Annotated in this window: 14 protein-coding genes; 2 read left to right on the top strand and 12 right to left on the bottom strand. The window is 41.5% G+C overall.

Annotated elements, in window-relative coordinates; translation table 11 throughout:
* Window positions 1–2 precede the first annotated feature (2 nt).
* The 5 genes from MKY11_RS07170 to MKY11_RS07150 all read right to left on the bottom strand — a co-directional run bounded on the left by MKY11_RS07170 (window position 3) and on the right by MKY11_RS07150 (window position 2,870).
* A complete protein-coding gene (locus MKY11_RS07170) occupies window positions 3–410 on the bottom strand; it encodes a hypothetical protein (RefSeq protein ID WP_007499810.1) in 408 nt (135 codons plus the stop codon).
* Between the two features lie 73 nt (window positions 411–483).
* The gene (locus tag MKY11_RS07165) at window positions 484–732 is read right to left on the bottom strand and encodes a YlbE-like family protein (RefSeq protein WP_017359376.1); all 249 of its coding nucleotides are present in this window, start codon (window positions 730–732) and stop codon (window positions 484–486) included.
* A gap of 19 nt (window positions 733–751) precedes the next feature.
* Window positions 752–1,165 (bottom strand): YlbD family protein, encoded by a 414-nt coding sequence (locus MKY11_RS07160; RefSeq protein WP_024720298.1) that lies wholly within the window; start codon window positions 1,163–1,165, stop codon window positions 752–754.
* Between the two features lie 109 nt (window positions 1,166–1,274).
* On the bottom strand, window positions 1,275–2,318 hold the full coding sequence (locus MKY11_RS07155; protein ID WP_058337381.1) for a CAP domain-containing protein: 1,044 nt from the start codon (window positions 2,316–2,318) through the stop codon (window positions 1,275–1,277).
* Window positions 2,319–2,447: 129 nt separating this feature from the next.
* Window positions 2,448–2,870, bottom strand: coding sequence for a CBS domain-containing protein (locus tag MKY11_RS07150; protein WP_039168696.1), 423 nt, complete (start codon window positions 2,868–2,870; stop codon window positions 2,448–2,450).
* 161 nt (window positions 2,871–3,031) lie between these two features.
* Here MKY11_RS07150 and MKY11_RS07145 point away from each other — a divergent pair, with 161 nt between their 5' ends.
* The gene (locus MKY11_RS07145; RefSeq protein WP_008345035.1) at window positions 3,032–3,397 is read left to right on the top strand and encodes a YugN family protein; all 366 of its coding nucleotides are present in this window, start codon (window positions 3,032–3,034) and stop codon (window positions 3,395–3,397) included.
* A 31-nt stretch (window positions 3,398–3,428) separates the two neighbouring features.
* On the opposite strand, the gene ctaG is transcribed toward MKY11_RS07145, so the two are convergent.
* The 6 genes from ctaG to cyoE all read right to left on the bottom strand — a co-directional run bounded on the left by ctaG (window position 3,429) and on the right by cyoE (window position 9,613).
* Window positions 3,429–4,307, bottom strand: a complete 879-nt coding sequence (gene ctaG / locus MKY11_RS07140; RefSeq protein WP_017367183.1) for a cytochrome c oxidase assembly factor CtaG — start codon at window positions 4,305–4,307, stop codon at window positions 3,429–3,431.
* A gap of 30 nt (window positions 4,308–4,337) precedes the next feature.
* The gene (gene ctaF / locus MKY11_RS07135; protein ID WP_003211520.1) at window positions 4,338–4,667 is read right to left on the bottom strand and encodes a cytochrome c oxidase subunit IVB; all 330 of its coding nucleotides are present in this window, start codon (window positions 4,665–4,667) and stop codon (window positions 4,338–4,340) included.
* Between the two features lie 2 nt (window positions 4,668–4,669).
* Window positions 4,670–5,293 (bottom strand): cytochrome c oxidase subunit III, encoded by a 624-nt coding sequence (ctaE, locus tag MKY11_RS07130; protein WP_089374148.1) that lies wholly within the window; start codon window positions 5,291–5,293, stop codon window positions 4,670–4,672.
* Window positions 5,290–7,161, bottom strand: a complete 1,872-nt coding sequence (gene ctaD / locus MKY11_RS07125) for a cytochrome c oxidase subunit I (RefSeq protein ID WP_007499823.1) — start codon at window positions 7,159–7,161, stop codon at window positions 5,290–5,292. The genes ctaE and ctaD overlap by 4 nt, the downstream gene beginning before the upstream one ends.
* 188 nt (window positions 7,162–7,349) lie before the next feature.
* Entirely contained in the window at window positions 7,350–8,417 is a 1,068-nt protein-coding gene (gene coxB, locus MKY11_RS07120; RefSeq protein ID WP_342501970.1) for a cytochrome c oxidase subunit II, read from the bottom strand.
* A 278-nt stretch (window positions 8,418–8,695) separates the two neighbouring features.
* Window positions 8,696–9,613 (bottom strand): heme o synthase, encoded by a 918-nt coding sequence (gene cyoE / locus MKY11_RS07115; RefSeq protein ID WP_024720296.1) that lies wholly within the window; start codon window positions 9,611–9,613, stop codon window positions 8,696–8,698.
* Window positions 9,614–10,002: 389 nt separating this feature from the next.
* On the opposite strand from cyoE, the gene MKY11_RS07110 reads away from it, so the two are divergent.
* Window positions 10,003–10,926: a heme A synthase gene (locus MKY11_RS07110; RefSeq protein ID WP_024720295.1), complete on the top strand. Its 924-nt coding sequence runs from the start codon at window positions 10,003–10,005 to the stop codon at window positions 10,924–10,926.
* Between the two features lie 43 nt (window positions 10,927–10,969).
* Here the strand turns inward: MKY11_RS07110 and MKY11_RS07105 are convergent, their stop codons facing one another.
* The gene (locus MKY11_RS07105) at window positions 10,970–12,403 is read right to left on the bottom strand and encodes a deoxyribodipyrimidine photo-lyase (protein ID WP_342501969.1); all 1,434 of its coding nucleotides are present in this window, start codon (window positions 12,401–12,403) and stop codon (window positions 10,970–10,972) included.
* Window positions 12,404–12,457: the final 54 nt, after the last annotated feature.

Below are 12,457 nucleotides of genomic sequence, written 5' to 3'. Positions count from 1 at the left end.
TTTTACGTGACAAATACATCCCACGTCTCTCTTTTCTGCTTATATTCAGGGTGACGAGAATTTAGCACAACGGTCATTTTATGCTTTCCTTTTGAAAGGTGCTTGACCACAAACGCCGCAGTATACTCATTGCCTGCCCGTTTCCCGTCTACATACACAGTAAAATACCCCGCCTTCTTATCCTTTTTTAGGGGTGAAGGTTCAAGGTGAAAATCTTGAAGTGTACTTTCTATATACACAACAGATCCCTGCACTTTGTATTTTAAAAAACCTTGCTGCTTCATTTCACTTTGCGTCTGCTGCATGACTGGTACTGCTGGTTCTTGCCTAGTTACTTGCTCTTGATCATGTTGACTTTGACATCCGGTGAGAAGAAAAAGCAATGCGCATATTGACAGCATCCATTTCATGTTCTGATTCTCCTTTCGTCTACTTTCATAGGATGCTCATGAAATAGACATCTTAATCAACTCAAAAAAAGCCTCACCCGGCTCCATTTTGATTGCGCATTGCTTGGAACATCTGGATCATCATTTCAGCCATTTGGACACTATTGCTCAACTGGCTCACACGATGAGGAATGGTTTTTTCGTAAAAGTTCATTTTATCTAATTCAAACGAAGTGACATTTTCAGGATGCCGCGTTAACTGTCTATACCAGAGTGGGCGCTGCCTGATGAATTTGATTCGATCCTCTTCGGCCATGACAAACTCTTGTACTTCTCTCCGCACCAAAAGCATCCCCTTTCAATTAATCTTTCCTGAAGGAGAATGGGTGCTGGCTGCCTCCAGATGAACCCTTCTTTGAGCCATTTGATGAAAATTGACCGAGTAAGCTTTGTAAAGAGGAAATAGACTGGCTCATTTTATTAATCTGTTCATTCATTTGATCAGCGTCCATTTTTTTCACTGCAGAAACCATTTTAGACATAAAATCTGCTTTTCCCGGTTCACTTTGCTTAGCGGCTTTTTCTTCTTTTGCTTCTTCCGTTTGTGTTTGCCGGTAAGGAGACCACATGTCATCTTCCTCACCAAACATGACCCAATTCTCGTATAAACTTTGCCAGCTTTTTTCTTGCGTCTGCACTTCTTGAATTAATTTCGGATGGCGTCTGACGAACTGTTTAAATTCATCAATGGATGTTTGCTTTTGCTTATTTGTCATATCCTCACCCCCCATACAAATGCCTACTATACTATATACATCTGGGTCTATTTTGGTGAGCCCTTTTCATAAAAAAACAGCCGCCATCTGTGCGCAGCTGTTTAGAGGATTAAGACGTTTTCTTAATGAAGTTTTGTGTATAATACTTTTCTTTCACACCAACGCCAAGGTGCGTGTAATCTTGATTTAACAATGCCTTCCGGTGACCTTCGCTATTCAGCCAACCTTCTACAGCTGCAGGGCCATCAACATAATTATACGCAATGTTTTCCCCCGCAAGCTGAAATGCGACCTCGCCTCTTTCTAACCGGTCTTTCAGCGTGCCGTATTTTTTAGATTCATGGGAGAAATAATGATTATCCTTCATGTCCTCACTATGCATGAATGCCACTTCAGAGGTTTCATCGTCCCACTTTAAGGTCGGCAGTTTGTACTTATGGCGGATAATATTGGTCATATCAAAAATTTGTTTTTGACTCGACGCTTCAATATCCTTCCACTTTTCGCCTGATATCGCCTCAGGTTCAATTAATTGACCTCGATAAACGACTTCATACGGCTTTTGTTTGACAAATGTATCTGCGTTAAAGGCTCGAATGCTCGAAAGAGTGCTTTCAAACTTATCCATGTAGAGCTGGACATACACATCATCTCCCACTTTCACCGTCGGCCTGGTATTCATATCATCTTCTGAGAATTCAAAGCGATATGAATTTCCCTCGTCCTCTACATGAATGTAAGGAGCGATTTGTGTTTTTTTAAATACTTCACTTGTGGCTTGACCGATTTTAAACGGCTCAACATTCAGCCCATCCCCTGTCGCAAACAAGGTCACCACTTTACTGTCCTTTACCCCTACTTGAATATAGTGTTTCTTCGATTGATTGTATATCCACCAGTCATAATCATATGCGGAAGGATCAATGCGATCTGGTTCCCCTAGCTGTTTAAGCACTTCGTTTGAAGACTTCCCCATAAAGGACATGAGACCTTTTTTCGGAATGTTGATCGGCTTATCGCTAGATGTTTCTTCATTAGACACCTTCGGCTCATTGCTGTTTTCTTTTTCTGGTGAAGATCCATATTGAATAAACAGAACGTACGTTCCGGATATAATCAGGAGGATGAAGAGTGTTTTCAGCACAGTTTTCAAATAAACACCTCCGTTAAATTGGCAAGGTACAAAAAGCAAAAAGTACCTTCTACTGTCATTTAAACAAAACTTGCTCCATTTATCAACGACAATACAGCCTATTTAACACGAATTTAAAATATGCCCCTCCTAATGAAGAAATCCTTGGCCATGATCCTGGTCTTGTTGAGAGATTTCCGTCAGGGCATCACCTGCACGATCGTTTGATAAATCTTCAACTGATAAATCCCCAAGGGCTACGATTCCTGTGAGTGCCCCGTTTTTGACAACCGGGATACGGCGGAGCTGATGTTCTGACATCAACCGGACAATTTCTTCTAGGGTTGCATCTTCTTCAGCTGTCAAAACTTCCTTCGTCATGAGGGCACCAACCTCTTGTGAGTTCGGCTTTTTCTCAGCAATACCTCTAAGTACAAGGTCGCGGTCTGTGACAATACCAACAAGCTGATCTCCGTCGACTACTGGAATGGCACCAATGTCATTATCTTTCATTTTGACTGCCGCTTCATACGCATTGTCGTCCTTTTGCAACGTCACTACTTTTTTTGTCATGATATCTTTGATTCTTTTCGTTTTCACGTTGATTCCTCCATCCGTTATTTTCTTTATTACTGTAACCAGCTTATAAAAGAACATACCCTTCACAGTTGAAAGTTTAACGCTTTCATACTATGATTGTCAGTAAAGGGAATTTTTATAAGGAGGGGTTTTGGGTGAAGTTTGAAGGTACGGGGATTGAAAAGGTATCAGCTGACTTAAATAAATTGGATTTCATTATGGAAAGTGAAGGATTTGTACGAGCCGATCAATGGGATTATGAGCGTGTGACGTACGACAGGAAGTATAACATGGTAGAGGGGACGTTTTACTTACGGATCTCTGGCTACGCCACTGAGGGAGATGTCGGCTCCAAAAAAGCCCACATCCAGCTGCTGACACCTTTACTTGGAAAACACTATTATCCGCATGGTGTTGAATATGGAGAAGGCGAAGATTTCCCTAAATCTCTTATTCAATCAAGCAAAAAAACGCTGAACCAATTGAAAGAAAAACTAGAAGCGATAACTGCTGAAGCATAAAAAGCACAGCCCCTGCGGCTGTGCTTTTCATTTATTCATATTTCGGAATGAGCGCATCTGGTACGGCATCTTTCGCTCTTTCTTTTCTCGCCCAGTCAAAGAAGACAACAGCAAGAATCGATCCGTATACAATCTCCTGAATGATTTTCATCAAAATAGCACCTAGCTGCTGATCTTCTAGCAGCGGCAATGTATGAAACATGTCAGGTCCCGTAAGCGCAAGACCAGCAAGCATATCACTCGGTACGCATAGGTGCAGTGCTTGTATCCATGCGCCGGCATCTGAATAAGTAGCATAGATAGGCGCTTCACTAAACATAATGAGTGCGCAGGCAGGTGTCATTAAAATCCCATCTGCCATAATATATCCAAGCTTTAAAATGCCTGTAATCTGCGGCTGACTTTGCACTTTATGGACAAGCGGCCACCACATGAAAAAGGCAGCGATAAAAATGACAACCGTCATCAATGCGTGATAAAACGGATCTGTTTTGACAAAATCGAACACAAGCGGAATATGATACAGCGAAAACAACCCGTTAAATCCGAGCAAGGCAATCAACGGCTTAGAAAACAAGCGGAAAATCGGCTGAATACCCCGTGTTTGAATGATCCGCTCCCAAATCGCCGCAGGTAAACCTGTAATAAGAAGGGGCGGGATGACCAAATAGAGCACTGCCATTTGCGCCATATGTGCACTGAACATAATATGCCCCATTAAATCAATCGGGCTCCCCTTCACTGCATAAAGCAACACAAGCCCCGTGAGAAACAGCGTTTTCTCTTTCACCGTCGCACGGTGCTTACCCTTCGTCACGAGAAGCAGATAAAAAGCGGCTGCTGCTACAATACATGTCAAATAGTAAGGACTCCATAATGCACGAAATCCAAATATCTCTAAGTTTTCCATTGCTGCGCCTCCTTCAAGGGCAAAGCGAGCTTACCACCAAATAATGGTCAAAAAGGCTAAAACGGTAATAAACGCGACAAACACACCTGAGTAAAGAAACAATGCGGGTGTTTCATGCCCTTTTTGGTTCATGTGCATAAAATAATAAAGCTGAAAAGCGACCTGAATCACTGCAAGCAGTAAAATAAAAGGGACAGCGAACCAATTTCCGACGTCTTCAGAGGCGATTGTTAAAAAGGCAACAAACGTTAAACCAATCATCAAGCCGAAAGAAATGAGCTGATGCTTCATTTCTTCGGCATTTTTCTTTTTCCGATAGACAAGATCGACTTTGGACTGATTTGTGTTTTTATTTCCCATTCTTATCCCACCATTCCCATCAAATATACAACGGTAAAGATGAAGACCCACACAACATCAATGAAGTGCCAATAAAGGCTTGCCACATAATATTTTGGTGCATTGTATAAATCGAGTCCGCGTCTCATATTCCGAATCATCAGAGCGGTGATCCAGCAAAGTCCAAATGCGACGTGAGCCCCGTGTGTTCCAACAAGCGTATAGAAGGAAGAGCCAAGTGCAGAGCTCGTAATGGTAAATTCATACGCATGCACATAATGATAAAACTCATAAATTTCTACCCCTAAAAATCCAGCACCTAAAAGAACGGTTACACCTAGCCAAAGCTGCATTTTTTTAAAGGCAAAGTTTTTCATATGATACATAGCATACACACTCGTTAAACTGCTCGTTAACAGAAGCATTGTGGCAATAAAGACAAGTGTGAGGTCAAACATTTCAGTTGTTGTTGCGCCGCCTGCATTTGAATTTTTCAGCGCCAAATAAGTGGCAAACAAAGATGCAAACAGGACCGTTTCTCCCCCAAGAAACAACCAGAACCCGACGAACTTATTCTTTCCTTCTAACGTGGCTTTCTCAGGAGAAGCTGGAAAGGTTTCCGCTGTCATTTTTTGTGGTTCCATTATGCTTTCACCCCTTTGTCATCGTCATCCGTCAAATCTTCTTTGTGAATATGGTATCCATGATCATCTTTAAGAGAGCGAACGAGCATGGTCGCAAACGTGATGCCAAGACCAATGAAGATCACCGGTAGACCCCAGCTGTGTTCTTGACGATACATAAAACCAAACGCTGACACAAATAGACCGAATGAGATAATGATAGGCAAGATGGAATTATTCGGCATGTGAATATCATCGAGCGGTTCAGATGCTGTCATTCCTTTTTTACCATCCATTTTCTCAATCCATAATGGATCAAGTCCCCGTACAAGAGGCAGCTGCTTAAAGTTATATTCTGGCGGAGGTGAAGATACTGCCCATTCAAGCGTTCTTCCATCTCCCCAAGGATCGCCCGATACACGCTCCCCTTTTGCTGTCGTCCAGATGATATTAATCAGCATGATGACAACTGCTACAAACATGAACAGTGCCCCAATCGTACTCACCAAGTTCCCAAGGTCTAGACCCTGACCTGGCAAGAATGTAAAGACTCGGCGCGGCATGCCCCAAAGACCGAGAAAATGCTGGATAAAGAACGTTAAATGGAAACCGACGAAAAACAGCACAAAGCCAATTTTCCCAAGCTTCTCATTCAGTATTTTCCCAAACATCTTCGGCCACCAATAATGCACACCAGCTAAAATACCGAAGACCACACCACCGATAATGACATAGTGGAAATGCGCCACAACGAAGTACGTGTCATGGAACTGATAATCCGCTGCTGCTGCTGCAAGCATGACGCCGGTTACACCGCCAAGTAAGAATGACGGAATGAACGCAACGGAATATAGCATCGGCGTTGTAAACTTCACATTACCGCCCCATATGGTGAGCAACCAGTTAAATACTTTAATTCCAGTTGGCACCGCAATCGCCATTGTGGCTACGGCAAAGATCGCATTGGCAATTGGACCAAGTCCTGTTGTGAACATGTGATGCGCCCACACCATGAATCCAAGGAAACCAATTAATACAGTCGCAAACACCATGGACGAATAACCAAACAATCTTTTTCTTGCAAACACCGGAATGATCTCAGAGAAAATCCCAAATGCCGGCAAAATCAAGATATACACTTCTGGGTGTCCAAAAATCCAGAACAAATGCTCCCAGATGATTGTATTTCCTCCGAGCTCTGGATTAAAAAAGCTCGTATCAAACATTCGATCAAGCATCAGCATCGCAAGCCCTGCTGTCAGCGGCGGGAATGCGAATAAAATTAGTGCAGATGCCACAAACGTCGTCCAGGTAAAGAGTGGCATTCTCATATACGTCATACCTGGTGCTCTCATATTAATAATCGTTGCAAGAAAGTTGATTCCGGCAATTAGCGTACCAATACCCGCTATCTGCAACCCTAAAATATAGAAATCCATGCCGTGCCCTTCTGAATTCAGCGTGAGCGACGCATAGGCAGTCCAGCCTGCATCAGGTGCTCCGCCCATAAACCATCCAAGGTTTAAGAAAATACCTCCGAAAAAGAACAGCCAAAAACCAAGTGAATTCACAAATGGAAACGCTACGTCACGTGCACCAATTTGAATGGGTACAACCGCATTCATTAATGCAAATAAAAGCGGCATTGCTGCAAGGAAAATCATCGTTGTTCCATGCATCGTCATGACTTCATTGTAAAACCCTGCACTCACAAAATCATTTTCAGGGATGGCTAGCTGAATACGGATAATCATCGCTTCCAGGCCACCAATTAAAAAGAAAAATCCCCCTGCCACTAAATATAGTATGGCAATTTTTTTGTGGTCAACCGTCGTTAAGTAATCCCATAAGACAGCGCCAAACCCCCGCTTTTTAGCTATTGTACTCACCATGAAATCCCCCTCTTATCTCCCATTTGCCCCTTTTCATATCAATGTCTATCTTCACGCTCTAAAAACAGACTATATCTGACAGATGACTTATTCTTGGATGTAGAGACTTATTCGGGAGCTCTTAACAAAAACTTCACATAGATCGTATACCCTTTTGAATGTGCGCAACTTCAAGCTGCTCAAGGCATTTACTGTATTTTAAGACCTTTTAAATACTCGTAGAGTGCGTCTGCTTCTGAGTCATTTAGTTTAGGGTACGTCCCTGTCATCTTATTACCTGGTTTAAAGCTCTCTGGATCTTTCAGCCATGCTTTGACATTTTCTTTGTTCATGTCTTTAATTCCAGCTACTTTTGTCCGCTCTCCGAAGGTTGCAAGGTTTGGTGCAGTCCTTGCCGCCTCTGGCCGTTCATCTCCAGGCTCTACCGCATGACAGCTTAAACAGTTTTTCTCTTTAAAGAGTTTTTCACCCACAAGGGCTAGATCTGACGTAGATGCAGGCTTCTTATAATCTGTCATCTTTTTCGTCCAGCCTAAAAACTCATCTTGAGAAAGCGTTTTAACTTTAAAGTCCATTAAAGCATGTGATGGACCACAAAGCTCTGCACATTTCCCATAGAAATATTCTCCAGCATCTTTCGTTCGTTTTGAGTCAAATGTTAAATAAAACTTGTTTTCGTTGTCTGTATTTGTATCAATTTTACCCCCAGCTGATGGAATCCAGAATGAGTGTTTCACATCAGATGCTTTCAGCTTAAAATAAACCTTTTGATCAGTTGGAACAATCAATTCCTGACTTGTCACAATCCCATAATCAGGGTATTCAAATTCCCACCAATATAAGCTGGCTCTTACATTCACTACAAGTGTCTTTTCAGGATCTCGTTTTTTCTTATCCATGGCGCTTGTATCCCCTAGCTCAAGCGTGTATGCCACAACAGGTACAACGAGAATAATGAGTAGAAGTATCGGAATCGCTGTCCACGTAATTTCGAGGTTACGGTTCCCTTCTACCTGTTTAGGAATCGTATCTTCTCCCACTTTAGAACGTTTGAATTTAATGATGACGTAAAAGAAAATGATCGATACAACAATAACGACAAGAACCATAATAAGTGTACTCAGTACCGTTAGGAAAAACTGTTTATCTGCTACTTCCCCAACTGGCTTGAGTGTTGATAAGTATGGTTCACCGCAGCCCGCCAAAACGAGCGTCAGTAAGAGAAACAGTGAATAAACACGCCATTTTCTTATCATAATTTGTCCCAACCCCTTTTGCTTGATCTCCTTTGCCTTTCGCTTTTACCTCTTATTTATAAAATCACCTTTCACCCATCCATAACCCCCGCCTCTTATAAAAGCACTTACATTTCCTCTTTTCATAAAAAAATGATGTTTTTACTCAAAATACCATCTATGTATAAACAGAAAGCCGCCTAAATAGAACTGAATATCAGGCGGCTTTCATAGTTGTAAGAAAATGTTGTGTTATAAGATATAGCCATTGTTTTGATGTGATCAAAGTGTATTTCACTCTAGAATAGTGTAATAATAATCATCGCAACGAAAAAGATCGTTAAGTAGTTTAATGAATAAACGAACATGAGTGTTGACCACTTCATGATATCTTTCATTTTAAAGCCCATAAGACCAATGACGAGCCATCCAATGTTCAGCAATGTGCCAAGTGCGACAATCGGCCATCCTAATCCACCTAAGAAAAATGGAAGCGGGAGAAGACATGCTGTCCAAATGATGATTTGACGTTTTGTGACTTCAAAGCCGTAAACAACTGGCAGCATTGGAATACCTGCTTTGCGGTAATCTTCCGTTTTCTTAATCGCAAGTGATAAGAAATGTGGAATTTGCCAGATGAACATAATCATAAACAGGACCCAAGCCGTTGTGTCGATGGTGCCTGTAACAGCTGTCCAGCCAATTAATGGCGGAACCGCACCAGATACACTCCCAATGACTGTATTAATGGTGTAATGACGTTTAGACCACATCGTGTATAGAACTGCATAAGTAAAGACACCGATAAATCCAATCACTGCTGATGTAACAGTTGTCATCAGAAGCATAATCAGTCCAAGTACAACAAGCAGAATACCAAATGCATACGCTTGACCTGGCTGAACTTTACCTGTCACCGTCGGTCTTGTTTTTGTTCTTTCCATTAGTATATCAATATCACGGTCAAACGCATTATTAATGGCGCATGAACCGGCAATAATAAGAGAAGAACCAATCATTGTTAACAGCACAATATCAAGATTCCCAAGGAAACTCATACCTGTAAAATAAAAAGCAAGCCACATTCCAGTAAATGTTGTAATGAAATTGGAATTGACGATGCCCATTTTAATAAGAGCAAGAAAATCTTTTAAAGCGGTTGTTTCTTCTATTTGTCCATGAATAGCTGCTTCCGCGGCTGTTTTGGAATTTGCCAATGTGTATAACCTCCCTTGCCCAAACCTTCAAACGAACGAATAAAACGTAAAATCGTTACAACTCTATCATACAAGATAAAGAGCTGTAAAAAAACATCCTATTAAATAATAAACGACAAACTTGAAGTTATTTGTGAACTTTTCGTGAATTTATTAGGATGTGCGTTTCAGAAGGCGGTGCAAAATGAAATATTCTCTCCTCTATTTCTATCAGACTGTCAAAGAAAGATCAAGCACTCTAAATCTGTAAACTTTGTGAACTAACATATCATTTTTTTGTGAACTTTGGTCATTATGAATTGCAACAGAACACGCATTTGGCTTAAACTTGAGAGCATGTGAGGTTTTCATTTAGATCAGAAGTTATTTAGAGAAGGTGAAATCATTTGATGAAATTTGCTTTAAGGTTATTGAGCGTTGTCACAACATTTGTGATGCTGATCGTTCTGATTGGCGGTGCGCTTGTGACGAAAACTGGCTCCGGTCTTGGCTGCGGCAGACAGTGGCCCCTTTGCCACGGTCGTTTCTTTCCAGAAATGAACCCTGCTTCCATTATCGAATGGAGCCACCGCATGTCAACAGGAGTTTCCACCATTCTTGTATTGGCACTGGCGGTCTTATGCTGGAAAAAAATCAGTCCAGTATTCCGTGAAACCAAATTTTTGGTCATCATGTCCATTATATTCTTACTGCTTCAAGCGCTGTTAGGGGCACTCGCCGTTGTGTTTGGTTCTAACGCACTTGTCATGGCACTGCACTTCGGTATTTCACTGATTTCTTTTGCTTCCGTTTTACTGCTGGCACTGCTTGTGTTTGAAGCCACCAGATCTGAAACAAAGCTTGTGAAGCCGCTTCATATCGGCAAAAGAATGCAGTTCCATATTTATGGGTTGATCACATATACGTATATTGTGGTGTATACGGGCGCCTATGTGAGACATACAAAATCAAGTCTTGCATGCTCTGTCTTCCCATTTTGTTCAAAAGACGGCGCACTTCCAGCGTATTTTAATCAATGGGTTCAAATGTCTCACCGAGCAGCAGCCCTTCTTTTATTCGTTTGGATATTTGTTGCGATGTTCCATGCCCTTAAACATTATAAAGAACAAAAGCAGCTGTATTATGGATGGATCATTTCAGCCATTCTGATTACACTTCAAGCGATCTCTGGTGTCATGTCTGTTTATTCTCAGCTCGCACTCGGTTATGCGCTTGCTCATTCATTCTTTATTTCTTGTTTGTTTGGGGTACTATGCTACTTCTGCTTACTCATTGCCCGGTTTAAATATGAAAATAGAGAGCCTTTCAGATAAACATAAAAGAAATCCCCCTTTCATCCGAAAAGGGGGATTTCTTTTATGTTTGTTTCGCTTCTTCAAATAGCGAAATGGCCATTTTTCGTCTTTCTTGATGATCGACTGTAGGCAGAGGATATGTATCCCCCAGCACACATCCCGATTTCATTTGCTCATCTATCGGCATTTTACTCGGTTCATGAATCCATTTTTCATTCACATGCTTTAGTTCTGGTACATACCTTCTAATATATTCTCCGCTTGGGTCAAATCGTTTCGACTGGGTCGTTGGGTTAAAAATACGGAAGTAAGGAACAGCATCCGTTCCGACAGAGGCTGCCCACTGAAATCCTCCAATATTCGAAGCCTCGTCATAGTCGACAAGTTTTCTCGCGAAATACGCTTCGCCCATTCTCCAATCGATGAGATAATCTTTTGTCAGGAATGAAGCCGTCACCATTCTCAAACGGTTATGCATCCAGCCTTCTTCATTTAACTGTCTCATCCCAGCGTCAACGAGTGGGAAGCCTGTTTGTCCTTTACACCAAGCTTCAAAAAGTGTCTCATCATCATTCCATTTTATATGTTGAAAGGAGGAGTTGATTTCTTTTTCTTTCATCTCTGGATAATGCGCAAAGATCATATGATAAAAATCACGCCACGCTAGCTCTTTCATAAATGTTTCCTTGCCCTCATCTTCAAAAAGTTCTTCCTCATTGACCGCATGAAAGATCGTGCGAATAGAAATGGTCCCAGTTTTTAAAAACCGAGACAGCTTGCTCGTCCCAAAAACAGACGGAATATCTCGTTTCTCATGATAATGCGTCAATCTTTCTTGAATAAAGCCGCCTAGCGTGCTCATCGCTTTGTCTGATCCCATCTGATCGAATTTCCTTGTACATTTCTTGATGATGTCCCTTAGTTTCGCATCTCCCTTTTCAGAAAGTGACTCATCACAAATCGTATGCTCACTACTCAGAAATGATTTGTCAACTTTTATCACAGACTGCTTCTCCTGCTTCCGCCACGCTTGGTAGTATGGAGTAAACACTTGATAATGAGACCCATCCGCTTTTAAAATATCTCTCGCCCCATGCAGATGCGTATCTTGCCACTTTGACACATGAATGCCCTTTTCTTCTAAGAAATGGGTCACTTGCTCATCACGAGTTCGACCATTTCCTACTTCGTCCTCATTAAAAAAGACCGCATTAATGTCATAAGCATCCATGAGCTTTTGAAAAGCGGACAAAATATCTTCATGAATGAGATGAACATACATGTGAGATTCTCTCGCTTCCTTGACGAAATTGGCCAAGTTTTGAAAGAAATGTTCGTTGTTCAAATCCAGTTCCATTTCTGTAAAAAATGGATCTAGATGATAAAAAGTAAATAATCGGTACTGATGTTTTTTTGCATATGTGATCGCTTTTGATAAGGCGATATGATCATCCAATCGCATATCTCGGCGAAACCAAATCACGACAATTTCCACTCTTTCTTCACCTCATTCTATAGTGTAATCACTCTAGCGGGCGGCTGCACATTT

This window comes from Bacillus sp. FSL W7-1085 (assembly GCF_038595035.1).
Lineage (GTDB): Bacteria > Bacillota > Bacilli > Bacillales > Bacillaceae > Bacillus > Bacillus altitudinis.
The sequence above is the reverse complement of the archived record's forward strand: the minus strand, read 5'-3'. Positions and strand labels throughout refer to the sequence as shown.